Annotated in this window: 20 protein-coding genes; 11 read left to right on the plus strand and 9 right to left on the minus strand. The window is 70.9% G+C overall.

All coding sequences use genetic code 11. From position 1 onward, the window contains the following. Position 1: 1 nt before the first annotated feature. On the minus strand, positions 2–730 hold the full coding sequence (locus ABD732_RS10110) for an amino acid ABC transporter ATP-binding protein (RefSeq protein ID WP_344783501.1): 729 nt from the start codon (positions 728–730) through the stop codon (positions 2–4). A gap of 113 nt (positions 731–843) precedes the next feature. Between ABD732_RS10110 and miaB the strand changes: the two genes are divergently transcribed. The 3 genes from miaB (at position 844) to ABD732_RS10125 (ending at position 3,913) form a co-directional block, all read left to right on the plus strand. Beyond that, complete coding sequence (gene miaB, locus ABD732_RS10115) at positions 844–2,391, plus strand: tRNA (N6-isopentenyl adenosine(37)-C2)-methylthiotransferase MiaB (RefSeq protein ID WP_344783221.1); 1,548 nt, start codon at positions 844–846, stop codon at positions 2,389–2,391. Positions 2,392–2,465: 74 nt separating this feature from the next. Next, a complete protein-coding gene (locus ABD732_RS10120) occupies positions 2,466–3,095 on the plus strand; it encodes an Rv2732c family membrane protein (RefSeq protein WP_344783223.1) in 630 nt (209 codons plus the stop codon). Between the two features lie 2 nt (positions 3,096–3,097). After that, positions 3,098–3,913, plus strand: a complete 816-nt coding sequence (locus ABD732_RS10125; protein ID WP_344783225.1) for a hypothetical protein — start codon at positions 3,098–3,100, stop codon at positions 3,911–3,913. Positions 3,914–3,916: 3 nt separating this feature from the next. On the opposite strand, the gene ABD732_RS10130 is transcribed toward ABD732_RS10125, so the two are convergent. Next, the gene (locus tag ABD732_RS10130) at positions 3,917–5,353 is read right to left on the minus strand and encodes a DUF349 domain-containing protein (protein ID WP_425553020.1); all 1,437 of its coding nucleotides are present in this window, start codon (positions 5,351–5,353) and stop codon (positions 3,917–3,919) included. A gap of 167 nt (positions 5,354–5,520) precedes the next feature. On the opposite strand from ABD732_RS10130, the gene ABD732_RS10135 reads away from it, so the two are divergent. From ABD732_RS10135 to hflX, 4 genes are all read left to right on the plus strand, one after another. Then, the gene (locus ABD732_RS10135) at positions 5,521–6,279 is read left to right on the plus strand and encodes a class III extradiol ring-cleavage dioxygenase family protein (RefSeq protein ID WP_344783229.1); all 759 of its coding nucleotides are present in this window, start codon (positions 5,521–5,523) and stop codon (positions 6,277–6,279) included. Then, the gene (gene miaA, locus ABD732_RS10140) at positions 6,276–7,199 is read left to right on the plus strand and encodes a tRNA (adenosine(37)-N6)-dimethylallyltransferase MiaA (RefSeq protein WP_344783231.1); all 924 of its coding nucleotides are present in this window, start codon (positions 6,276–6,278) and stop codon (positions 7,197–7,199) included. Before ABD732_RS10135 ends, miaA begins: the two co-directional genes overlap by 4 nt. Positions 7,200–7,208: 9 nt before the next feature. Continuing rightward, positions 7,209–8,105: a diaminopimelate epimerase gene (gene dapF / locus ABD732_RS10145; protein ID WP_344783233.1), complete on the plus strand. Its 897-nt coding sequence runs from the start codon at positions 7,209–7,211 to the stop codon at positions 8,103–8,105. A 101-nt stretch (positions 8,106–8,206) separates the two neighbouring features. Further along, positions 8,207–9,631 (plus strand): GTPase HflX, encoded by a 1,425-nt coding sequence (hflX, locus tag ABD732_RS10150; RefSeq protein ID WP_344783235.1) that lies wholly within the window; start codon positions 8,207–8,209, stop codon positions 9,629–9,631. A 129-nt stretch (positions 9,632–9,760) separates the two neighbouring features. On the opposite strand, the gene ABD732_RS10155 is transcribed toward hflX, so the two are convergent. From ABD732_RS10155 to ABD732_RS10170, 4 genes are all read right to left on the minus strand, one after another. After that, positions 9,761–10,021: an HPr family phosphocarrier protein gene (locus tag ABD732_RS10155; protein ID WP_344783237.1), complete on the minus strand. Its 261-nt coding sequence runs from the start codon at positions 10,019–10,021 to the stop codon at positions 9,761–9,763. 80 nt (positions 10,022–10,101) lie between these two features. Then, entirely contained in the window at positions 10,102–12,249 is a 2,148-nt protein-coding gene (locus ABD732_RS10160) for a PTS fructose transporter subunit IIABC (RefSeq protein ID WP_344783239.1), read from the minus strand. 24 nt (positions 12,250–12,273) lie between these two features. After that, the gene (locus ABD732_RS10165; protein ID WP_344783241.1) at positions 12,274–13,221 is read right to left on the minus strand and encodes a 1-phosphofructokinase family hexose kinase; all 948 of its coding nucleotides are present in this window, start codon (positions 13,219–13,221) and stop codon (positions 12,274–12,276) included. Next, positions 13,218–13,988, minus strand: coding sequence for a DeoR/GlpR family DNA-binding transcription regulator (locus ABD732_RS10170; protein WP_344783503.1), 771 nt, complete (start codon positions 13,986–13,988; stop codon positions 13,218–13,220). Before ABD732_RS10170 ends, ABD732_RS10165 begins: the two co-directional genes overlap by 4 nt. A gap of 120 nt (positions 13,989–14,108) precedes the next feature. Between ABD732_RS10170 and ptsP the strand changes: the two genes are divergently transcribed. Further along, complete coding sequence (gene ptsP / locus ABD732_RS10175; RefSeq protein ID WP_344783243.1) at positions 14,109–15,815, plus strand: phosphoenolpyruvate--protein phosphotransferase; 1,707 nt, start codon at positions 14,109–14,111, stop codon at positions 15,813–15,815. Positions 15,816–15,909: 94 nt separating this feature from the next. Here ptsP and lexA read toward each other — a convergent pair whose 3' ends face one another. After that, entirely contained in the window at positions 15,910–16,608 is a 699-nt protein-coding gene (gene lexA, locus ABD732_RS10180; RefSeq protein WP_344783245.1) for a transcriptional repressor LexA, read from the minus strand. A gap of 432 nt (positions 16,609–17,040) precedes the next feature. Here lexA and ABD732_RS10185 point away from each other — a divergent pair, with 432 nt between their 5' ends. Together ABD732_RS10185 and nrdR are read left to right on the plus strand one after the other, a co-directional pair. Then, complete coding sequence (locus tag ABD732_RS10185; protein ID WP_344783247.1) at positions 17,041–17,331, plus strand: LysM peptidoglycan-binding domain-containing protein; 291 nt, start codon at positions 17,041–17,043, stop codon at positions 17,329–17,331. 54 nt (positions 17,332–17,385) lie between these two features. Then, positions 17,386–17,850 carry a transcriptional regulator NrdR gene (gene nrdR, locus ABD732_RS10190; protein ID WP_344783249.1) on the plus strand — a complete coding sequence of 155 codons (465 nt, stop codon included), beginning with the start codon at positions 17,386–17,388 and terminating at the stop codon, positions 17,848–17,850. A gap of 39 nt (positions 17,851–17,889) precedes the next feature. On the opposite strand, the gene hrpA is transcribed toward nrdR, so the two are convergent. Continuing rightward, a complete protein-coding gene (hrpA, locus tag ABD732_RS10195) occupies positions 17,890–21,558 on the minus strand; it encodes an ATP-dependent RNA helicase HrpA (RefSeq protein ID WP_344783251.1) in 3,669 nt (1,222 codons plus the stop codon). 116 nt (positions 21,559–21,674) lie between these two features. On the opposite strand from hrpA, the gene ABD732_RS10200 reads away from it, so the two are divergent. Beyond that, positions 21,675–22,904: an aminotransferase family protein gene (locus ABD732_RS10200; RefSeq protein WP_344783253.1), complete on the plus strand. Its 1,230-nt coding sequence runs from the start codon at positions 21,675–21,677 to the stop codon at positions 22,902–22,904. A 107-nt stretch (positions 22,905–23,011) separates the two neighbouring features. On the opposite strand, the gene ABD732_RS10205 is transcribed toward ABD732_RS10200, so the two are convergent. Continuing rightward, on the minus strand, positions 23,012–23,539 hold the full coding sequence (locus ABD732_RS10205; RefSeq protein WP_344783255.1) for an alkyl hydroperoxide reductase: 528 nt from the start codon (positions 23,537–23,539) through the stop codon (positions 23,012–23,014). Between the last annotated feature and the right edge of the window lie 14 nt (positions 23,540–23,553).

Consider the following 23,553-nt stretch of genomic DNA (forward strand, 5'->3'; position numbering starts at 1 on the left):
CTCAGTGGCCCAGGATCTTGGAGAGGAAGTCGCGGGCGCGGTCGGACTCCGGACGGGAGAAGAAGCTCTCCGGGTCGGTGTCCTCCACCAGTTCGCCGTCGGCCATGAACAGGATCCGGTCGGCGGCCTTGCGGGCGAAGCCCATCTCGTGGGTCACCACCACCATCGTCATGCCCTCACGCGCCAGCGAGACCATCACGTCGAGCACCTCGCTGACCATCTCCGGGTCCAGGGCGGAGGTGGGCTCGTCGAACAGCATCACCCGCGGGGCCATGGCCAGTGAGCGGGCGATCGCCACGCGCTGCTGCTGGCCGCCGGACAGCTGGGCCGGGTACTTGTCCTTCTGCGACTCGACACCGACGCGCTCGAGCAGTTCGACGGCGCGCGCAGTGGCCTCGTCCTTCTTCAGCTTGCGGACCTTGATCGGCCCCAGCGTCACGTTCTCCAGGATCGTTTTGTGGGCGAACAGGTTGAACGACTGGAAGACCATGCCCACATCCGAGCGCAGCCGCGCGAGATCGCGGCCCTCGGCAGGAAGCAGTTCACCACCGATCCGGATCTCGCCGGTGTCGACCGGCTCGAGCCGGTTGATGGTGCGGCACAGGGTCGACTTGCCGGAGCCTGACGGCCCCAGGACGACGACCACCTGGCCTTTCGGGATCTCGAGATCGATGTCCTTGAGCACGTGCAGGTCGCCGTAGTGCTTCTGCACGCCCGTCATGGCGATCATGGGGGGCTCGGTCGGTGCTGTCATGCGCAGAACTCTAGTGCGCGGCGGACGGTCTGTCGGAGATTCCCCCGCGGGGCGGCGGATCGATTTGCCCCGGGCCGTACCCTGGAGGCGTGAGTAGTGCCCTGCAACAGGATGCCCCGACACAGGTCGGAGCCGCCCAGCGCTCCTATTCGGTGCGCACCTACGGCTGTCAGATGAACGTCCACGATTCCGAGCGCATCGCCGGACTGCTGGAGGAGGCCGGCTACGTGCGTGCCGCGCCCGAAGCGGACGCCGATCTGGTGGTCTTCAACACCTGCGCGATCCGGGAGAACGCGGACAACAAGCTGTACGGCAATCTCTCCCATCTCGCTCCGGTCAAGCAGCGGCGACCGGGAATGCAGATCGCCGTCGGCGGCTGCCTCGCGCAGAAGGACAAGGACACGGTGCTGTCGAAGGCGCCGTGGGTGGACGTGGTCTTCGGCACGCACAACATCGGCTCGCTGCCGGTGCTGCTCGAGCGCGCCCGGCACAACGACGCCGCGCAGGTGGAGATCCTCGAGTCGCTGGAGGCCTTCCCGTCGACGCTGCCGGCCAAACGTGAGTCGGCCTACGCCGGCTGGGTCTCGGTGTCGGTGGGCTGCAACAACACCTGCACCTTCTGTATCGTGCCGTCGCTGCGCGGCAAGGAGGTCGATCGCCGTCCGGGTGATGTGCTGGCCGAGGTCCAGGCACTGGTCGACCAGGGCGTTCTGGAGGTGACGCTGCTGGGGCAGAACGTGAACGCCTACGGCATGTCGTTCGCCGATCCGGACACCCCGCGCAATCGTGGCGCGTTCGCCGAACTCCTGCGCGCCTGCGGCCGCATCGAAGGGCTCGAACGGGTCCGGTTCACCTCTCCGCATCCGGCCGAGTTCACCGACGACGTGATCGAGGCGATGGCGCAGACCCCGAACGTCTGCCCGCAGCTGCACATGCCGCTGCAATCCGGCTCGGACAGGGTCCTGCGCGCCATGCGCCGCAGCTACCGCCGCAGCCGGTTCCTCGGCATCGTCGACCGCGTGCGCGCGGCGATGCCCGAGGCCGCGATCACCACGGACATCATCGTCGGCTTCCCGGGGGAGACCGAGGAGGACTTCCAGCAGACACTCGAGGTGGTCGAGGCCGCCCGGTTCTCCAGCGCCTTCACCTTCCAGTACTCGCCGCGCCCGGGCACTCCGGCGGCCACGATGGACGACCAGGTCCCGCCCGACGTGGTGCGCGACCGCTATCAGCGCCTGATCGACCTGCAGGAGCGGATCTGCCTGGAGGCCGGCGAGGAGCTGATCGGCACCGGCGCCGAACTACTGGTGGTGGCCGGCGAGGGCCGCAAGAACTCGGCCACCGGGCGGTTGACCGGGCGCGCACGCGACGGCCGTCTGGTGCACTTCCGGCCCGGAGAGGTCTCCGGGATCCGGCCGGGCGACGTGGTGCACGCCGAGATCACCGGGGCCGCCCCGCACCATCTGGTCGCCGACGGCGGCGTGACCGCACACCGCCGCACCCGGGCCGGCGACGCCTACGAACGGGGCGCGACCCCGACCACCCCGCCGGTCGGCGTGGGACTGGGCCTGCCCTCGCTCGGCCGACAGGAGGCCGCGCCGCCGGTGAGCGCCTGCGGCGGAGGTGCATGCGGATGAGCGAGTCCGACCAGAACGAGTCAGAACATGAGCCTGGCGCCGCGGAGGCGGGCCCGGAGGGGAGTGAGGAACCGATGAGCGAGAAAGCCGGCGGAAACGGCTCGCAGACGCCGTCGACGGCGAGCCAGGACCGGGAGGCCCTGCGCGCCTACGAGAAGGATCTGCGCAAGGCCGAGCGCACGGTCGCCGGCGAGATCGATCCCGGTGCCCGCGCCATGGTGGTGGCGGTGTGTGTGCTGGTGGCGATGGTCTCGCTGCTGCTGCCGCACGCCGGAGATGCCAGCGGCCTGGACGTGCTCAGCATGTCCACCGCCGCGCACGACCAGCGGATCTCGCTGCCCTCGCAGATCTTCGTCTGGCTGCTGGTGGTCTTCGGGATCTTCGCCTCGATGATCGCCCTGCTGACGCGGCGGTGGGTGCTGGCCTGGATCGCACTGTGCGGCTGCGCCGTCGCGTCGGTGGCCGGTGTGCTCGCGATCTGGACACGCAACACCGTCGGCGTCGGCGGCATCGCGCCGCCCAGTGGTCCCGGAGTCGGCCTGATCCTGGGGTGGGTGGTCGCAATCGTGCTGACCTTCCACTGGTCGCGGGTGGTCTGGGCGCGCAGCTCGTACCAGCTGGCTCTGGAGGCCGAGCGGCGGCAGCAGGCCGCCATCGCCGAGGCCTTCCAGCAGGCTCTGCGCGATCGCCGGGACGGAGAATAGCGTTGCGCCCGGCTGCCGCGGCAGCAGCGGTGGTCGCCGTCGTGCTGGCGCTGCTGCCCGCCGGTGCCGCAGGTGCCGCGGACCGCGAGTGGCGGCTGATCGACGTCGAGGACGTCTCCAGCGCGGTGTACACGCAGGGGCTGGCCAGTGATCACACCGGGCTGCTGCACGGCCGCGGCTACACGACCATCGCCCCGGAGGTGGCGGTCGACGGCTGGACGCACATCGGCGACGGCGACCTGCATCGCGGCCGGATGTACGACGCCTACGAACAGCTGGGCTCCGGCCGCAAGCTGTACACGATCACCGCGCCGGACGGGCGCCTGTCGCGCTACTACCACCGGCTGACGCCGGGGGAGCAGGCCAACAACTCTTTCGTCACGGTCAGCCCGTCGGGCCGGCAGCTGGTCAGCGGTGAATGGTTCACCCAGAAGCGCCTGCTGGTCTTCGACAATCCGGTGGGCCGCCCGAGCGGCTCGGCCCTGCCGCTGGCCGGGACCATCACCCTCGACCGCCCGCTGCAGCATGTGCAGAGCTGCGACTTCGTCGACGCCACCCGCCTGGTGTGCGCGGCGGATCTGCCCGATCAGGCGGTCTACTCGGTGCACCTGGACCATCCGCTCGACGACGGCGCACAAGCGCACGGCACCGTCCGCCGCGAGTTCGCGCTGCCCCAGCTCAGCGCCTGCACCGGCGGAGAGTACGAGGCCGAGGGCATCGACTACGACACCAAGCGCCGCGTGCTCAGCGTCGCGGTGATCGACCCGTCGCCGTGCCTGCTGAACACCAAGATCTTCCGGTACTCGCGGCAGCGGTAGCGTTCAGCGGTCGGCGACGGCCGAGGTGGCCGCCGCGGCCCACTCGTTCCACTGGTCGGCCTGCTCGCGCAGTGTCGCGGCCTCGGCGTCCTTGCCCGCGGCCGCGGCCTTCTCCGCCTGCTCGGTGAGCTTGGCGGCGCGTTCGGTGAACTGCGCCGCGCGGGCGAGGGCTTCGGGATCGGTGCGCGACCACGCGGCGTCCTCGGCGTCGCGGATCCGCTTCTCCAGAGCGCGGGCCCGGCCCTCGAGCGCCTGCATCTGGTCGCGCGGCACCTTGCCGATCTCCTCCCAGCGGTCCCGGAAGGACCGGAACGCACGACGTGCGCCCTCGAGATCCCTGGCCGGATCGATCGTCTTCTCCGCCTCGTCGAGCAGCGCCTTCTTGGCCTGGCCGTTCTGGGTGAACTCGGCGTCCCGTTCGGCGTTGACCGCGTTGCGGGCACCGAAGAAGACGTCCTGCGCCGCCTTGAACCGGGCCCACAGGGCGTCGTCGGCGTCGCGCGGTGCGCGGCCGGCCGCCTTCCACTGGGCCATCAGGTCGCGGTAGCGGGCGGAGGTGGCCGCCCAGTCGGTGGACGACGACAACGCCTCGGCCTCGGCGATCAGCTCTTCCTTGCGGTGCTTGACGCCGGCGCGTTCCCGGTCGAGTTCGGCGAAGTGGGCGCCGCGCCGGCGGTTGAAGGCGTCCCGGGCGCGCGAGTACCGCTTCCAGAGGGCGTCGTCGGTCTTGCGATCGACGCCCTTGATGGTCTTCCACTCCTCCAGGATGGCGCGCAGCCGGTCGCCGCTGTTCTTCCAGTGGGTGGACTCGGCGCCGATCTGCTCGGCCTCGGCCGCCAGCTCCTCCTTGCGGGCCAGCGCCGCGGCCTTGGCGGCTTCCCGTTCGGCCTTCACCGTGCCGGAGAGCTCACCGGCGCGGTCGACGATCTGCTGCAGGCGTGCGGTGAGACCGGCGATGTCGCCGATCGCCTGGGCGGTCGGCAGCGATTCGAGCAGATGCTCGGCCGCGGTCCGGGTCTTGCGCGGATCACCGGAACGGGCGTCGAGGCGCTCCTCGAGGATCTCGGTCTCGGTGGCCAGGTCGGCGAACTTGCGGGAGAAGTGGGCCAGGCCCTCCTCCCGGGTACCGGCCTGCCAGGAGCCGATCTGCCGTTCGCCCTCGGGCGTGGACAGCCAGACGGTGCCGTCGTCGTCGATGCGGCCGAAGGCCTCCGGGTCGCCCACATCGACATGGTGGACGGCGACCGGGGGCCGGTGACCGGCTGCCGGTCCGGGGCGCGGACCCGGTCGGGGGCCGGGACGGGGACCGGGTTTGGGAGTCACCGGGCTGGATTCGGCCGGGCTGGATTCGGCCGGGTTCGATTCCGGGAGAGCCGATTCCGCGGGGGGTGACTCCGCCGGGACCGATTCTGCGGGTGTCGGCTCATTCGGGGTGCTCATCGGGGGTCGCCCTTCCATCGTCGCGCCGCGCGTCACGGCTGCCCGAACCCGGCCGGCGCGGGGCACCGGCCGCCGGGTTCAGCGTTTCCGGTGTTCATTCAAACAGTTCCCCGGATCCCGTGGGGCACCGCGCGGACATTGGACTGTGCAGCGGTAGCGTCGGGGACGTGTTGGCTCAGATCGCGGTGATCCCCAGTGCGCCCCTGTCGGTGCCTGAACTGGCCGGTCCCGCTGCCGTCGACACCGAGCCCATGCGGGCTGCGGTGCTGGCTGCCGGACGGGCATTGGCCGCCGCCGCGCCGCGCTGGGTGGCGCTGGGCGTCGCCGACTCGCCGGGCGCGCCGCTCCAGTGCGCCACCACCGGCGACTTCGGCGGCTACGGCGTGCCGGTACCGGTACGTCTGCCGCACCCGGCACCCGCGCACGCCGCCCCGCCGCCGCTGTCGATGCTGCTCGCCGGCTGGCTGGGCGGGCAGGTGAGGCCGCAGCCCGAGTCGATCACGCCGTTCATCGTCGATCCGGCGTCATCCCCGGACGAGTGCCGAGCCGCCGGCGCCGAGGCCGCGTCGGAGGCCGGCTGCCTCGGCGGCAGCGGCGACGTGGGTCTGCTGGTGATCGCCGACGGTGCCACCGCACTGAGCCCCGGTGCCCCCGGCGGAGGGGAACGCGAATCGGCCTGGGTCGTGCAACGCGCCCTCGACGCGGCCGTCGCCGCCGGCGATGCCGCCGGCCTGGCAGCCCTCTCGGTGGCCGAGTGCGCGGACGCCGGGGTCGGCACCCGCGCCGCGTGGCAGGTGCTCTCCGGGATCCTGGCGCGCCGGCCGGCCGCCGAGATCGACGTGACCTATGCGGCGGCACCGTTCGGGGTCGGCTACACCGTGGCGACCCTGTTCCCGGCGCCCCCGGCCCCGGAGACCCGACGGTGACCGCGCGCCCGGCCCCGATCGCGGTGATCGGACCGACCGCGACCGGCAAGTCCGATCTCGCCCTGGACCTGGCGGAAGCCCTGGGCGGTGAGATCGTCAACATCGACGCCATGCAGCAGTACCGCGGCATGGACATCGGCACCGCGAAGCTGCCGCCCGGCGAGCGCCGCGGCATCGCGCACCATCGCCTGGACGTGCTGGACGTCACCGAGACCGCCACCGTCGCCGCCTACAAGGCCGCCGCCGGCGCGGACGTGGAAACCCTGCTCGACGCGGGCACCGTCCCAGTGATCGTCGGCGGCTCGATGATGTACATCCAGGGGCTCCTCGACGACTGGTCGTTCCCGGCCACCGATCCGCAGGTGCGGGCTCGCTACGAGGCCGAGCTGGACCGGATCGGGGCGGCCGCACTGCACGCGCGGCTGGCCGAGGTGGATCCGGTCGCCGCGGCCACCATCCTCGACACCGACGGCCGCCGCATCGTGCGGGCGCTGGAGGTGGTGGAACTGACCGGCGAGCCGTTCGCCGCCTCGGCCCCACAGATCGGCGAGCCGCGCTGGGGCACGAGGATTCTGGCTCTCGACCGGGAGACCTCCGAACTGGACGAGCGCATCGCGGCCCGCACCGACGCGATGTTCGACGCGGGCTTCGTCGACGAGGTGGTCGCACTGTGCGACCGGGGTCTGCGCGCGGGCAAGACGGCCTCCCAGGCGATCGGCTACGCCCACATCCTGGCCCACCTCGATGGCGAGTACGACCTCGCGCAGGCCCGCGAGCTCACGTTCATCGGCACCCGCCGCTATGTGCGGCGGCAACGGTCCTGGTTCCGCCGCGACCATCGGGTGCACTGGCTCGACGCGGCCGCGCCGGACCTGACCGGGCGGGCGCTGGCCGCACTCGAGTCCGGACGCCCCGAGTAGCCTGTGGGCGTGACTACCGCACCGATGCGCTTCGTCAAGGGGCACGGCACCCAGAACGACTTCGTGATCCTGCCCGACCCGGATGTCGCACTGGCCCTGTCCGACGACCTCGTCGTCGCCCTCTGCGACCGGCAGCGCGGGCTCGGTGCCGACGGCCTGCTGCGGGTCGCGCGGGCCGGGGCACTGCGGCGCGCCGGGGTGCTGACCGCCCTGCCGGACGGGGTGAGCGACGACGACTGGTTCATGGACTACCGCAACGCGGACGGATCGATCGCCGAGATGTGCGGCAACGGCGTGCGCGTCTTCGCGCACTACTGCCGGGCCGCGGGCCTGGTGGAGACCGACCGCTTCGTCGTCGGTTCGCGGGCCGGCGGGCGGGCCGTGCAGGTGCACTCCTGGGAACCCAGCGCCGCCGAGGTGACCGTCGAGATGGGGCCGGCACGCCTGGACGGACAGGCCACCACGCTGATCGCCGGCCGCAAGCTCACCGGCGAGGCGGTGGACGTCGGCAATCCGCACCTGGCCTGCGTCGTGGACGGGCTGACCCCCGCGGACCTGGCGGCGCTCGACCTCACGCAGGCTCCGGTGCTGCCGGCCGGGCAGTTCCCGCGCGGGGCCAACGTGGAGCTCCTCACCCCCCTGCAGGACGCCGACGGCGACCTCGACTTCACCGCGCACCTGCGCGTCTTCGAGCGGGGGGTGGGGGAGACGCGGTCGTGCGGCACCGGCCTGGTGGCCGGGGCCGCGGCAGCGCTGCACGGGGTGGGGCGTGGCGAGGGCACCGTCGGGATCACCGTCCCGGGCGGTGCGGTGATCGTGACGATCACGCCGGAGCAGGCCTGGCTGCGCGGACCGTCGCGGCTGGTGGCCCGCGGTGACCTGATCGACGGCTTCCTCGGCGGCTGACTCCCGGCCCTGGATTTCAGCCCCGGAACTCAGCCCCGGAATTCAGCCCCGAGAAAACTCGGGTGCGCGCGGTGGCCCGGATCGGTCATGATGGTTGACATATGACTGAACTGCATCAACTCCCTGATTCCGACGCGACGCCCACGACGGGCGAACTGGCGCTCGACGACCGCGCCTCCCTGCAACGTGTGGCCGGGTTGTCCACCGAGCTCGCCGACGTCACCGAAGTCGAGTACCGGCAGCTGCGACTGGAACGCGTGGTGCTGGTCGGTGTCTGGACCTCGGGCACCGCCGCCGAGGCGAAGGCCAGCATGGCCGAGCTCGCCGCCCTGGCCGAGACGGCCGGCTCCGAGGTGCTCGAGGCGGTGATCCAGCGGCGTTCCCGGCCGGATGCCTCCACCTACCTGGGATCGGGCAAGGCCGAAGAACTCCGTCAGATCGTGGTCGCCACCGGCGCCGACACGGTGATCTGCGACGGCGAGCTCACTCCGGCCCAATTGACCGCGCTCGAGCGGGTGGTCAAGGTCAAGGTGATCGACCGGACCGCCCTGATCCTGGACATCTTCGCCCAGCATGCGACGTCCCGCGAAGGCAAGGCGCAGGTCTCGCTGGCGCAGATGGAGTACATGCTGCCGCGGCTGCGCGGCTGGGGTGAATCGATGTCCCGCCAGGCCGGCGGCCGCGCCGGCAGCAACGGCGGCGTGGGGCTGCGTGGCCCCGGTGAGACCAAGATCGAGACCGATCGGCGTCGCATTCGTGAACGAATGGCCAAGCTGCGCAAAGAGATCCGTGGCATGAAGACCGCCCGCACCGTCAAACGTGCGCAGCGTCGCCGAGGCGGCGTCCCGGCGCTGACCGTGGTGGGCTACACCAACGCCGGCAAGTCGAGCCTGGTGAACGCGATGACCGGATCGGGCGTGCTGGTGCAGGACGCGCTGTTCGCGACCCTGGATCCGACCACGCGCCGCGCCGAACTCGCCGACGGGCACGAGGTGGTCTTCACCGACACCGTCGGCTTCGTCCGGCACCTGCCGACCCAACTGGTGGAGGCGTTCCGGTCGACGCTGGAGGAGGCTCTGCACGCCGACCTGCTGATCCATGTGGTCGACGGCGCCGACGCCTTCCCCGGCAAGCAGATCTCCGCGGTGCGGCAGGTGCTGAGTGACGTCTTCGCCGAGGAGGGGGCCTCTCCGCCGCCGGAACTGCTGGTGATCAACAAGATCGACGCGGTGGATGCCACCCGGATGACCGCTCTCCGCGGGGAGTACCGCGACGCGGTCTTCGTCTCCGCGAAGACGGGGGAGGGAATCGGGGAACTGTTCGGCCGGATCACCGAGTTCGTGGCCGCCGGCGACGTCGAGGCGACGTTGGAGGTGCCCTTCGCGCGCGGCGAGGTGATGGCCCGCCTGCACGCCCACGCCCATGTCCTGGACACAGAGCACACCGCGTCGGGCACCCGGGTCCGGGTCAGCATGCCGGAGGCGATCGCCGCCGAGTACGCCGACCTCGTCGTCGACGGCGACTGACGCCGGCCCGGCGCCGCCGACCGACCCGCGACGTCGCGCCCCACCTGTGATGTCGCGCCGTCACTGGCGGCTCGACACGCCAGGTGGGGCGCGACTCGGTGGGGACGCCGGCCGTGGCCGGTGGTGTGGCTACTCGGCGTCGAGGTCCTTGGCCACCAGATCGGCGATCTGGTCGACCGCGGCCTGATCGTCGCTCTCCACGATCACGGTGGCGCCCAACTCGGCGCCCAGGGTCATGATCATCAGCGCGCTGCCGGCGTCCACCGGCTCGCCGCCCTCGACGGCGAGAGTGACCGGTGTACCGAGGGCGGAGGCGGCTTCGGCGATGATGGTGGCCGGACGGGCGTGCAGGCCGACGGCGGACCCGACGGTCACTGTTTTGCTGGGCATTCTGTGTCCCTTTCAGTCGTGAAGTTCCGTGGCGAGGGTGCCCGGAGACATCTGGATCGAACTTATTACGCTGCGCGGTCTTATGCAGCGATTGACGCCGATGCCGGCTCGGCCGGCGCGGCGGTCCTGACCTGTTTGGCGATCACCACGGCGATGGCCGAGACGGCGGTGCCGGCGGCGAGGGCGATGAGGAACTTCCACCAGGTGCCGTCGGTCGCGAACATCACGAAGACGCCGCCGTGGGGGGCCCGCAGCTGTGCACCGAAGGCCATGCAGAGGCCGCCGGTGACGGCGCCGCCGAGCATCATCGAGGGGATCACGCGCAGCGGATCGGCCGCGGCGAACGGGATCGCCCCCTCGGAGATGAACGAGGCGCCGAGCAGCCACGCGGCCTTGCCGTTCTCCCGCTCCGGCTCGGTGAACAAGCCCGGGCGCAGCACGGTGGAGGCCAGTGCCAGGGCCAGCGGCGGCACCATGCCGGCGGCCATCACCGCGGCCATGATCTCCCACTGGGGCAGACCGGCACCGGCCAAGCCCAGGCCCGCCACCGCGAAGGCGTACGCCGCCTTGTTGATCGGACCGCCCAGGTCGAAACACATCATCAGGCCGAGTACCACGCCGAGGGCGATCTTGGACCCGCCGCTCATGCTGTTGAGGCCGTCGGTCATCGACTCGTTGAGCCAGCCCAGCGGGCCGCCCAGCAGCATGTACATGATCGCGCCGACGATCAGCGAGGCGCACAGCGGCACGATCACCACCGGCATCAGCCCGGCCGCCCAGCGCGGCAGATTCAGCTTGGTGAACCAGAGCGCGACGACACCGGCGATCAGGCCGCCGATCAGGCCGCCGATGAAGCCGGCGCTGACGGCGAGCGAGACGGCGCCGGCGACGAAGCCGGGAGCGATACCGGGGCGGTCGGCGATGGCGAACGAGATGTACCCGGCGAGCACCGGCACCATGAAGGCCATGGCGAGACTGCCGATGGCGAAGAACACCGCGCCCAGATACTGCATGAGTCCGCCCGGTGGGAGATCCCAGAGCGTGTTGTTGAGCGCGTAGAAGGCCGCATCGCTCATGTCGCCGAGACAGCCGCCCGGATACAGCACGGTGCCCTCGTCGAGTTCGGTGGGCACGCAGACCTTCGCGTTCGCGATCTCGTAGCCGCCGAACAGGAATCCGAGCGCCATGAGCAGACCGCCCGCCGCGACGAACGGGATCATGTAGCTCACCCCGGTCAGCAGCGACTGCTTCAGCCGGCCGCCGATGCCGACACCGGAGCCCTCCGACGACGAGGTGTCGCCGCCTCCGGCGGTGCCGGAGACGCGCCTGGCGTTCGGATCGCCGGCCGCGGCGACGGCCTCGGCGATCATGGTGTCCGGTTCGTTGATCGCCCGTTTGACGCCGGATTCGATCACCGGTTTGCCGGCGAAGCGCTCGCGGCCCTTCACCCCGACGTCGGTGGCGAAGATGACCGCCCCGGCTCGGGCGATGTCGGCGGCGGAGAAGGCGGTGGTGCCCGACGAACCCTGCGTCTCCACCAGGTACTCGACCCCGGCGCGATCGGCGGCGAGTTTGAGGGCGTCGGCGGCCATGTAGGTGTGCGCGATACCAGTGGGGCAGGCGGTGATCGCCAGGATCAACTGGCCGCCCGTGCTGCCGTCCTCGGTGCCGTCGCTTTTGGCAGGCTCATCCGCGGTTTTCCCGTCTCCGGTGCTCGCGGCGGCGGCGCCACCGGCGGCGGCCGCCCCTCCGGTCGCAGCGGCCGGTTCAGGGGCCGGGGCGACGGCCTCGCCGACCAGTTCGACGATCGCCTCGGGATCGGGCGCCGAACGCAGAGCGGCCACGAAGTCCGGGCGCACCAGGGCGCGGGCGAGCGCGCTGAGGAGCTTCATGTGCTCGGCGCCGGCGCCGTCCGGGGCGGCGATCAGGAAGACGATGTCGGCGTCGCCGTCGGGAGCGCCGAACGCCACCGGCTTCGACAACCGGGCCATGGCGAGCGAGGCGGTGCCCACCGACGCCACCCGCGCATGCGGGATCGCCAGTCCCCCCGGTAGACCGGTGGGCGACTTGGCCTCGCGCTCGAGGGCGGCTGCGGCCAGCCGGCCCGGGTCGCTGCAGCGGCCCGCGTCGCCCAGGAGCTGCGCGAGGCGGTTGATCACCGCTTCGGCATCGTCACCCGCGTCGGCGTCCAGGAGGACGAGGTCGGGTGTGATGATCGGATCGGACATGGCAGTTCCTTCGCTCCGGAGCGGTCAGGGGAGGGGCCGGACATGGACGCCGGCGAGGTCGAGTTGGGCGGGAGTGGGCGGGGTGGTGCCCGGCAGTGCGGCGGCGGCGGAGCCGTAGGCGACGGCGGTGCGCAGGCAGTCGGCGGGCTCGTCGCCGCGCTGCTCGGCGATCAGGTAGCCGGCCAGTGAGGAGTCCCCGGCGCCCACGGTGCTGCGGACGCTGACCCGCGGCGCCCGGGCGAACCAGGTGCCCTCGGGAGTGGTCAGCAGTGCGCCGGATGCGCCCAGGGTGGTCAAAACGGCTCCACCGGTGCGTTCGGCCAGGGCCGCCGCCGCGGCGGCGGTCGGCTCGGCATCGCCGTCTGCAGCCGCGGCCTCCAGGAAGGCGCCGTCCCCGCCGGTGAGCTCGGCGAGTTCGAAAGCGTTGGGCTTCAGCAGATCCGGGCGTGCGCCGGCCACCGCGCCGAGGGGCGGTCCCGAGGTGTCCACGGCGACCCGCAGCCGGAGCGCGTGCAGGCGTTCGGCCACGGTGGCGTACCAGTCCGCGGGCACCCCGGGCGGCAGGGATCCGCACAGCGCCACCCAGGCGGCGCCGTCTGCGGCACCGGCGATCAGGTCGGTCAGCTGGGCGATCAGGCCAGCGCTGAGCGCCGCACCCGATTCGTTGATCTTGGTGGTGGTCCCGTCCGGCTCGGCGAGGGTCAGGTTGACCCGGACGGGCCCGTCCGCCTCGATCGTCCGGTACGGCAGGTGCACGGCATCGAGCTGCTCCAGCAGGGGATCCCCGGCTCGTGCCGGAAGCAGGGCGAGGGAGGGCAGAGCGGCCTCGGCCACCACCCGGGCGACGTTGATGCCCTTGCCTCCCGGCTGGCTGCGCACGGTGTCCGCGCGCAGCACCTCGCCGCGTTCGAGCGGTCCGGGCAGTTCGATGGTCCGATCCACGCTGGGATTGGCCGTCACGGTCACGATCATGCGATCACCACTTCGATATCGAGCGCTTGGAGTTCGGCGCGCAGGGAGTCGTCGAGCCCGGGATCGGTCACGAGCGCGTCGACGTCGCTGAGTGCGCCGAAGCTGACCAGATCCTCTCGGTTGAACTTCGAGGAGTCGACGAGCAGCACCACCCGGTCCGCGGCCGCGATCATGGCACGCTTGGCGGCCGCCTCATCGGGATCGGGGGTCGACAGTCCGTGGGTGCGGCTCAGACCGTTGGTACCGAGGAAGGCCACCGAGACGCGGAGCCGCCGGAAGGCGTCGACGGTCTCGACGCCGACGGCGGCCTGCGTCTTACCGCGGATCCGTCCGCCGACGAAGGTGACCTCGCAGCGCGGCAGCGTCGACAGGTGGGCCGCGAGGGGGATCGCGTTGGTCACCACGGCCAGGTCGCGATCCGGATCCAGCGCCAGCGCGGCCCGCAGCGTCGTGGTGCCGGCATCGAAGAGCACCGAGCCGCCGGCGGGCGGCAGGAACGCCTGGGCGGCGGCGCCGATGGCGGTCTTCTCGGCGAGCATGGACTGTTCGCGCTCCTGCAGGTCGGGTTCGGCACCGATCGCGGCGACGTCGGGGCGCACGGCCCCGCCGTGGACGCGCACCAGCAGCCCCTGCTGGGCCAGCGACGCGAGGTCGCGGCGCACTGTTTCGCCGGTCACGTCGAAGCGCTCGGCGAGCTCGGTGACCGCGACCCGGCCGCGAGCGCGCACCTCCCCTGCGATGGCCTGTTGGCGTTCCTCCGCGTACACGTCGCCGTCCTGAGTAGAGTCCTCGAATACGGGCACCGGTGTCCCGAACCCCGTTTGGTTACATCTGTGTTTACCTTCGTATATGTTGACACGTCAAGAGAAGTTTGTAATCTCAGTCACATGAGAAAGGTGGAATCGATGGGATCGGCGGAGAACTTCGGGGCATCACGGGTGGTGCACGGCACGCCGGTCGTGCAGGGACTGGCGTACGGGCCGGTGATCCGGCCGGCCGGGATGCCGGAATTCGACATCGACGCCGCGGCCACGGTGGCACCTGACGACCGCGAGGCCGAACAGGAGAAGTTCAGCGCTGCGGCCACCACCGTGGCCGACCGCTTCTCGGCGCGGGCCTCGGCCAGCACTGGTAGTTCCGCCGAGGTCCTGGCGGCGACCGCCTCCCTGGCCAAGGACCGCGCGTGGCTCGGCACCGCGGGCAAACTGATCGCCGACGGCACCCCCGCCGCCGCCGCCACGGTCGAGGCCATCGACCAGATCGCCGCGATGTTCACCAAGCTCGGCGGCCTGATGGCCGAGCGCGTCACCGACCTCAAGGACATCCGCGACCGTGTGGTGGCCGAGCTCCTGGGCATGCCGGAGCCGGGCATCCCCAATCCCGACGAGCCGTCCATCCTGTGTGCCGACGACTTGGCGCCGGCCGACACCGCGGGCCTGGACCCGGCGCGAGTGATCGCCCTGGCCACCCGTCTCGGAGGCCCGTCGAGCCACACGGCGATCATCGCCCGGCAGCTCGGTATCCCGTGCGTGGTGGCCATCGCCGACCTGAACGACATCCCCGCCGGCGCCACCGCCTTCGTCGACGGCGAACGCGGCGTGGTGGGCATCGACCCCGATCCGAAGACCATCACCTCGGCGGTCGCCGAGGCCGGGCGCGTCGCCGAGGCGGCGGCGTCCTGGCGCGGGCCGGGGCAGACGGCCGACGGGCATCGGGTCCTGATCCTGGCCAACGTGGCCGACGGACCTTCGGCCCGGGCCGCCGCCGAGCGCGGGGTCTGCGAGGGTGTCGGGCTGTTCCGCACCGAGCTCGCCTTCCTGGATCGCTCCGACGAACCGTCGGTGGCCGAGCAGACCGACCTCTACCGCTCGGTGATCGACGCCTTCGACGGCGACAAGGTGGTCATCCGGACGCTCGACGCGGGCTCGGACAAGCCGCTCAAGTTCGTCACCCACCCGGACGAGGCGAACCCGGCGATGGGGGTGCGGGGCAACCGCATCATCCTGTCGAATCCGGAGATCCGCGAGCATCAGCTCGACGCGATCGCCGCCGCGGCGAAGGGCACCTCGGCGGTGCCGTGGGTGATGGCCCCGATGATCGCCACCGTGGGCGAGGCCCGCGAGTTCGCGGCGCTGGTGCGTGCGCGTGGTCTGGTGCCCGGAGTGATGGTCGAAGTACCGTCGGCAGCGGTGCAGGCCGACCAGATCCTGGCCGAGGTCGACTTCGTGTCCATCGGCACCAACGACCTCACCCAGTACACGATGGCGGCCGACCGGATGTCGCCCGAACTCGCTTCGCTGACCGATCCGTGGCAGCCCGCGGTGCTGGCCCTGATCGAGCGCGTCGGCGCCGCGGGTGCCGCGCAGTCCAAGCAGGTGGGGGTCTGCGGCGAGGCGGCGGCAGACCCGCTGCTCGCGTGCGTCCTGGTGGGACTCGGCGTCACCTCGCTGTCGTCGGCCCCGGCGGCCGCGCCCGCGGTGGGCGTGAAGCTCGGCGGCGTCACCCTGGATCAGTGTGTGACGGCGGCCAAGGCCGCGGTCGCCGCGGACAGTACGTCCGCGGCGCGCGATGCCGCCCGCACCGTGCTCGGCTGAGAACACTCCCTGCTCGACCACTGACGAACCGACTCCGCTCGATCACCGAAGAAGCCGGTGGTCGAGCGGAGTCGAGACCCGGCCTGGCGGCAGGTCAGATCCGGCGAAGGACGGTCACGACCTTGCCCAGAACGGCGGCGTCGTCGCCCGGAATGGGTTCGAAGTGCTCGTTGTGGGGCATCAGCCAGACGTGGCCGTCGACTCGCTTGAAGGTCTTGACGGTGGCCTCGCCGTCGATCATGGCGGCCACGATGTCGCCGTTCTCGGCGACGTTCTGCTGGCGGACCACCACCCAGTCACCGTCGCAGATGGCGGCGTCGACCATCGATTCGCCGACCACCCGCAGCAGGAACAGCGAGCCTTCGCCGACCAGTTCCTTGGGGAGCGGGAAGACGTCCTCGACGGCCTGCTCGGCCAGCATCGGGCCGCCGGCGGCGATCCGGCCCAGCACCGGCACGAAGGCCGGAGCCGGCTGGCTCGGATCGGCCCGCGTGTCGTCACCGGACGGGGGCGTGCGATGGTCGTCGCGCACATTCACCGCACGCGGACGGTGCGGATCGCGCTTGAGCAGTCCGCGGCGCTCGAGGGTGCGCAGCTGATGGGCCACCGACGAGGTGGAGGTGAGGCCCACCGCTTCGCCGATCTCGCGGATGCTCGGCGGGTAGCCGCGCTCGCGCACCGAGGACCGGATGTACTCGAGAACCTCTCGCTGCCGCTGCGTCAGAGAGGCCTCCAGGGTCGCGGTCGACAGCAGCGGGTCCACGTTCGACGTGTTCTGCGGTCCGTCCTTCATCGAAGGTTCCTTTCCTCGGGGTGATCCCCAATTTAGTCGAGTAGGTCACAGAATTCAAACAATTGTTCGACGTGTCGCGGAGTTTGTCCGACCCGTGGTGTTAACTATCGAACAAGAGTTCATCGAACACACGAGCGATGGGAGTTTCCGATGACCGAACTGCTGACCACCCGGACCGCGGGGGCTGTGCCGACCGTCGACGCACGGGTGATGACCTGCGATGTTCCGGTCATCCGGACCCGGACCGAACGGCCCGCCGGGCGCCCCGCGCCCTCCTGCCGCCCCACGGGGCGCCGCCCGCACACCCGGTCGAACGGGCCGGCGGTGCCCGCACGGACCCCGATGATCACCCAGCGTGTGGACCTTTACGGCGTTCGAACAAGTGCACGCGCCTCGGGGCGCGCGGAGCGCGCCCGTTCGAACACTCCGCGAGTGTCGGTGCGCCGCCGCTGGGTCGCCGGCGTACTCACCGGACTCGGTCTGGCCGTGTTCGTCTCCGTCCTCGGCATGGTCGGCGACGACTACCAGCATGCGGTTCAGCAGACGCCGTCGGCCACCGAGGTGGTGCACGTGCGCAGCGGTGAGTCGCTGTCGTCGGTGGCCGCTCGGATCGCGCCCGATCTGCCCGCCGCCTCGGTGATCGCCACTGTCCGCGATCTCAACGATCTGCAGAGCACCGGCCTCCGGCCGGGGCAGGCGCTCGTCGTGCCCGCCTACCGCTGACCGCAGGTGACGTGCGTGCGCAGGCCGTCGCGGGCGGGCGGGTACGCTGAGAGCATGCGCTGCCCGTTCTGCAAGAACGACGACACTCGAGTGGTTGATTCGCGAGCTTCTGACGACGGCACGGCCATCCGGCGGCGCCGCGCCTGCGCGGAGTGCGGGCGCCGATTCACCACTGTGGAAGCCGCCGTTCTCGCGGTGGTCAAACGCAACGGTGTCACCGAGCCCTTCAGTCGCGAGAAGGTGATGAAGGGCGTGCGCCACGCCTGCCAGGGACGCCAGGTGAACGAGGACGCACTCGCGCAGCTCGCCGAGGCCGTGGAGAACACGGTCCGTGCCTCCGGCTCGGCAGAGGTCCCCAGCAACGAGGTGGGCTTGGCCATCCTGGGGCCGCTCCGCGATCTCGACGAGGTCGCCTACCTCCGGTTCGCGTCGGTCTACCGGTCCTTCGAGTCCGCCGACGACTTCCAGCGTGAGATCGACGATCTCCGCAAAGACCGCAGTCGCGAACCCGTCGGCTGAGGAATCCAGGTACTCCGGGAAGGCCTCCGCGGGAAGGCTTCAGCGGAAGCTTTCGAGTGCTTTGCTCACCCGCTTCTCCGAGATCGGCCCGTCGGTGCCGAGTTGCTGCGCGAACAGGCTGACCCGCAACTCTTCCACCTGCCAGTGCGCGAGCTCGTTGAGAGCGTCCTGCCGATTGGCCGGAACCTGCGCCAGCCGCTGATTCCACCGCGCGATCACCCGGTCCACGGTGTCGAGTGCGGCGGTGTCCCGGGCCGCCGACCCGGGCAGCGATTCCAGGCGTAGCCGGGCAGCGGTCAGATAGCGCGGCAGGTGCTTGAGCCGACTCAGCGGTGTGACGCCGACGAAGCCGTCGAAGACGAGCTCCGCAAGTTGGTCGGCGACGTCGTCGGCCGCGGTCGAGCCGGCATGCTGGTCGATCTCAGCGCGCAATGGGCCGGTCTCGGCCAGCGCCCGGACCGCGTGCGTGAAGTGCTCCGGGGCGGCGGCACGGATCTGTGGGGACAGCCGCTCGGCGAGCTCACGGAACTGGTCGGGGCTGCGGATCGCCGTCACGCCGGGCTCGGTCAAGGCGTCGGCGACCGCACGCCGTGTGCAGTCGGCCAGCAGCGCCTCGGTGTTCGGGTACGGGCTCTGCGAAAGCACCAGCCGTTCGGCGGGTGGAAGGCTTCCGGTGATCTTCTTGCTCAGCGGTCCGACCGACTGCTCCAACAGCACGGCGATGCCGGCGCGCAATCCCGCGTCGCGGGCCGCGATGGTGGTCGCGTCCACCACACGTACGCCGTCACCGGCCGGTCGCAGCGTCGGATACGTGACGACGGGCTGGCCCGCCACCTGCTCTTCGCGCTGGTCGGCCAGTGTGCCGATGCCGTCGGCCGTCCAGCGGCGGTGGACGGGCGCGGCGTTCGGAGCGGTCGACCGGCCGCCGAACTCGCGGCGGAGCTCGTCGAGCCGGTCGGCGCGCCCGACGATCGCGCCACCCGAGTCCGTGACGGCGAAGTGCATGCGCAGGTGCGCGGGCAGCGTGTCGGTGCGGAAATCGCTGGGGGACAGGCTGATGCGGGCGATGTCTCCGAGTTCCCGGGCGAGGGCGGGCAGGAGTGGTTCGGCTCGGGGCTTGATCCGCTCGAGGACCAGGTCGGCGTACTGCTGCGCCGGCGACAGCGACTTGCGCAGTCCCTTGGGCAGGGAGCGGATCAAGGCGGTGGCCAGCTCGCTGCGCAGCCCGGGGACCAGCCAGTCGAATCCGCCCGCGTGCAGGTGTTCGAGCAGGGGCTGCGGGATGAGGACGGTCACGCCGTCGTCGTCGGCGCCGGGGGAGAAGTTGTAGCGCAGTTCCAGCTGCGTCTGTCCCTGTTGCCAGGCGTTGGGGAAGTCGGCGGCAGCGGGACCGGCGGCTACGGCGGGACCGGCCTCGTCGAGGTGGAGCAGGCGCGGGTTGGCGCGGCTCTCCTTCTTCCACCACGAGTCGAAGTGCCGCGCGGACACCACCTTGGCCGGAACCCGGGCGTCGTAGAAGTCGTAGAGGTCGCCGTCGCTGAGCCGGACGTTGCGCCGGGCACGGTTCTCCAGTTCCTCGGCCTCGGCGAGCAGTGCACGGTTGTGGGCGAAGAATTCGTGACCGGTGCGCCAGCGTCCCTCCACCAGGGCGGCCTGCAGGAAGATCGCCCGCGACTCGACCGGATCGATACGCGCATAGTTGACGCGCCGGGCGGCGACCAGCGGGACGCCGTAGAGGCTCACCTTCTCGTTGGCCATCACCGCACCGCGGCGCGACGACCATGCGGGCTCGCTGTAGGTGCGCGTCACCAGGTCGCCGGCGGCCTCTTCCACCCACTCCGGGTCGATCGAGGCGACGGTATGGGCGAAGAGCCGCGAGGTCTCCACCAGTTCGGCGGCCATCACGAAAGCCGGCGGCTTGGAGGCGAGCGGCGAACCGGGGAAGACGGCGAACTTGGTGCCCCGGGTGCCCAGGAAGTCACGGGTGTCGCCCTGGCGGGCACCGATATTGGTGAGCAGACCGGTCAGCAGGCTGCGGTGGACGGCCGCCGGATCGGACGTCGTCTCGGGCACCTCCCAGCCGAGATCGCGGACGGTCCGGCGCAGTTGGCGGTGCAGGTCGAGCCATTCGCGGATGCGCAGATAGTGCAGGAAGCCGCGTTCGCACTCGCGGCGGAACTGGTTGCCCGACAGCGCCGCACGCCGTTCCTGGAGGTGCTCCCAGAGTTTGAGGCGTCCCAGGAACTCCGAGCCGGGCACCGTGTACTGCCGGTGCGCGGCCTGGGCGGCCTCGCGCTTGTCCGAGGGGAGCTCCCGGACGTCGGGCAGCGACAAGGCCGCGGCGATCACCAGGATGTGGTCCAGGCAGCCGTTCTGGCGGCCGGCCACCAACATGCGGGCCAGCCGCGGGTCGACCGGGAGCCGGGCGAGGGCGCGGCCGACCTCGGTGAGACTCGCATCCGCCGAATCGAGTCCGGTGACGGCACCGAGTTCGGACAGCAGCGCCATCCCGTCGGTGATCGCCCGCTTCTCCGGTGGCTGTACGAACGGGAACTCGGCGACGTCACCGAGCCGCAGGGAGAGCATCGACAAGATGACGGCGGCGAGGTTCGCGCGCAGGATCTCCGGGTCGGTGTACTCGGGGCGGGCGTCGAAGTCGTCCTCGGAATAGAGACGTATACAGATGCCGGGGGCCACGCGCCCGCAGCGGCCGGCCCGTTGCCGCGCACTGGCCTGCGAGATCTTCTCGATCGGGAGCCGGGTCACCTTGGTCCGGGTGGAGTACCGCGAGATCCGCGCAGTCCCGGTGTCGATCACGTAGCGGATGCCGGGGACCGTCAGCGAAGTCTCGGCGACGTTGGTGGCCAGCACGATCCGCCGCCCGTCGGACGGAGCGAAGACCTTCTGCTGTTCGGCTACCGACAGTCGGGCGTACAGCGGCACGATCTGTGCCTCGGTGCGGCGCTTGAGCGCATCGGCGGTGTCCCGGATGTCTCGTTCGGTCGGCAGGAAGACCAGGATGTCGCCGCGTTCGTGCGCCCACAGTTCACCGACCGCCGCATCGATGGCGGCGAGTTGGTCGAGGTCGGTGTGGTCCTCGTCATCGGAGACCAGGGGGCGGTAGCGCACCTGCACCGGATAGGTGCGGCCGGATACCTCGAGGATCGGGACCTCGTCGTCCGGGCCGGCGAAATGCCGGGCGAACCGATCCGGCTCGATGGTCGCCGAGGTGATGATCACCTTCAGGTCGGGCCGGCGGGGGAGGAGACGCTTGAGGTAGCCGAGCAGGAAGTCGATGTTGAGGCTGCGTTCGTGGGCCTCGTCGATGATGATGGTGTCGTAGCGCCGCAGGTCCGGATCCGACGTGATCTCCCGCAGCAGGATGCCGTCGGTCATCACCCTGATCTTGGTCTGCTTGCCGGACTTGTCGGAGAAGCGGACGCTGTAGCCCACCAGGTCGCCGAGCTGTGTTCCCGTCTCGTCGGCGATGCGCCGCGCGACCGAGGTGGCGGCGATCCGGCGCGGCTGGGTGTGGCCGATGGATTCGCGGCCCAGCGCCAGACAGATCTTCGGCAGCTGAGTGGTCTTGCCCGAGCCCGTCTCGCCCGCGATCACCACCACCTGGTGGTCGGCGATCGCCTGGGAGATCTCGTCGCGGCAGGCGCTGACCGGAAGCTCCGGTGGAAAGGTGAGGACGGGGACAGCCATGATGTCCCGATTCTATTGGGCCGTGCGGTTCTGTCGGGCACCGCGTTCCAGCGAGGGGGCGGCGGGCCCACACGGAGGTCCGACACGGAGGGCTCCGGCATGCGATATTGGGAGCCATGGGTTCCCTCTGGCATGGATTCGCCGACATGGGCGCGGTCACCGACACCGGACCGTTCGTGGTGGCGCGCGGCGACGGTGCGCGGATCTACGACGACGCCGGCAACGAGTATCTCGACGCGACGGCGGGACTGTGGTTCACCAACGTCGGTCACGGCCGCACCGAGATCGCCGACGCTGTGGCCCGCCAGTTGTCGACGGTGGCGCACTATTCGAACTTCGGTGACTACGCCGGCGACGTGCTCATCGCCCTCGCCGAGCGGGTGGCCGAGATGGCACCGGTGCCGGGATCGAAGGTCATGTTCACCTCCGGCGGCAGCGACGCGGTGGACACCGCCTGCAAGCTCGCCCGCCGGTACTGGACCGAGCAGGGACGGCCGGAGAAGCGCATCATCGTCTCGCGCACCAAGGCCTATCACGGCATGCACATCGGCGGCACCGCCCTCGCGGGCATCCCGGCCAACAAGGAGGGCTACGGTCCCGGCTTCCTGGCCGATACCGAGACCATCGAGTGGGACGACGCCAAGGCGCTGCTCGGCCTGATCGAGCGGCTGGGGGCCGACAACATCGCGGCCTTCGTCGTCGAACCGATCATCGGCGCCGGCGGCATCTACCTGCCGCCGGACGGCTATCTGCGCGAGGTGCGCGAGATCTGCCGTGATCACGACGTCCTGTTCATCGCCGACGAGGTGGTGACCGGTTACGGCCGCATCGGACACGGACACTGGTTCGCCTCCGGCCGCTTCGGCCTGGAGCCGGACATGATCACCTCGGCGAAGGGTCTCACCAGCGGATACGTACCCATGGGAGCGATGATCGCCGCACCCCACCTGGCTGAGCCGTTCTTCGCCGGCGGCACCTGGTGGCGACACGGGTACACCTACGGCGGTCACTACGGAGCCGCAGCCGCAGCGATGGCGAACTTCGACATCATCGAGCGCGAAGGCTTGCTCGCCGAAGCCACCCGGCTGGAGGGCGACCTGGCCCGCGCGTTCGCTCCCCTGGGAGAGCTCGACGCCGTCGCCGAGGTCCGGACCGGTTTGGGGGCGGTCACCGCGGTGCAACTGGCCGATCCGTCTGACGCTCCGGCCGCGGTCCTGCGGCTGCGCCAGCACGGGGTCGCGGGCCGTGCCGCGGGGGCGGGCGCCCTGCAGATCTCGCCCGCGTTCGTCATGACCACCGACGAGGTCGATGAGATGGCCGCGCGATTCGCGGCTGCGCTGGGGTGACCCACGCACGGGGTTGATCCGGGCGCGGCCGAGGCAGAGACGGGAGTGCCCCGCCGGGATCGCCGGCGGGACACTCTCGTCTTTGAAGCTGCAGTTTCAGCCGAGGGTCAGGGCAGAGCCTCAGCGATGGTGATCGCCTGGGCGACACCCTGCACGATCGAACCGGCCTTGAGGGCCTCGAAGATCGCTTCGCGCTCCACGCCGCCTTCACGCACGACGTTCTCGTGCGCGGCGACGCAGTGCTCACAGCCGTTGATGGCCGAGACGGCCATCGACCACAGCTCGAAGTTCACCTTGTCGACGCCGGGGTTGCCGATGATGTTCATCCGCAGCCCGGGCCGCAGGTCGTCGTACTTTCCACCGAGGAAGCCGCGGCCCCGGTAGAAGACGTTGTTCATGCCCATGATCGAAGCGGCACCGAGGGCTGCGTTGTAGGCCTCGGCCGACAGGTTGTCGGCCGCCTCGTCGGCGATCTCCCGCAGCACGGTGGCGTTGCGGGTCGCCGCGGCGGACGCGAGCAGGGTGCCCCACAGCTGCTCGTCGTTGAGCACGGTGGTGCGTGCCAGCGAGCCGAGGTTGAGCTTGAGGTCCTTCGCGTAGTCGGGAAGGGCTTCCTTCAGATTGTCGATGCTCATCGTGTGAGATCTCC

Source organism: Gordonia caeni, assembly GCF_039537105.1.
Lineage (GTDB): Bacteria > Actinomycetota > Actinomycetes > Mycobacteriales > Mycobacteriaceae > Gordonia > Gordonia caeni.

Excerpts from the sequence above, each read along its gene's own strand:
- lexA (WP_344783245.1), bottom strand. The coding sequence starts at position 16,608 with ATGAAGGACGGACCGCAGAACACGTCGAACGTGGACCCGCTGCTGTCG.
- ABD732_RS10165 (WP_344783241.1), bottom strand. The coding sequence starts at position 13,221 with ATGATCGTGACCGTGACGGCCAATCCCAGCGTGGATCGGACCATCGAA.
- nrdR (WP_344783249.1), top strand. The coding sequence starts at position 17,386 with ATGCGCTGCCCGTTCTGCAAGAACGACGACACTCGAGTGGTTGATTCG.
- ABD732_RS10205 (WP_344783255.1), bottom strand. The coding sequence starts at position 23,539 with ATGAGCATCGACAATCTGAAGGAAGCCCTTCCCGACTACGCGAAGGAC.
- hflX (WP_344783235.1), top strand. The coding sequence starts at position 8,207 with ATGACTGAACTGCATCAACTCCCTGATTCCGACGCGACGCCCACGACG.
- ptsP (WP_344783243.1), top strand. The coding sequence starts at position 14,109 with ATGAGAAAGGTGGAATCGATGGGATCGGCGGAGAACTTCGGGGCATCA.
- ABD732_RS10120 (WP_344783223.1), top strand. The coding sequence starts at position 2,466 with ATGAGCGAGAAAGCCGGCGGAAACGGCTCGCAGACGCCGTCGACGGCG.
- ABD732_RS10200 (WP_344783253.1), top strand. The coding sequence starts at position 21,675 with ATGGGTTCCCTCTGGCATGGATTCGCCGACATGGGCGCGGTCACCGAC.
- ABD732_RS10110 (WP_344783501.1), bottom strand. The coding sequence starts at position 730 with ATGATCGCCATGACGGGCGTGCAGAAGCACTACGGCGACCTGCACGTG.
- ABD732_RS10155 (WP_344783237.1), bottom strand. The coding sequence starts at position 10,021 with ATGCCCAGCAAAACAGTGACCGTCGGGTCCGCCGTCGGCCTGCACGCC.
- hrpA (WP_344783251.1), bottom strand. The coding sequence starts at position 21,558 with ATGGCTGTCCCCGTCCTCACCTTTCCACCGGAGCTTCCGGTCAGCGCC.
- ABD732_RS10160 (WP_344783239.1), bottom strand. The coding sequence starts at position 12,249 with ATGTCCGATCCGATCATCACACCCGACCTCGTCCTCCTGGACGCCGAC.
- ABD732_RS10130 (WP_425553020.1), bottom strand. The coding sequence starts at position 5,353 with ATGAGCACCCCGAATGAGCCGACACCCGCAGAATCGGTCCCGGCGGAG.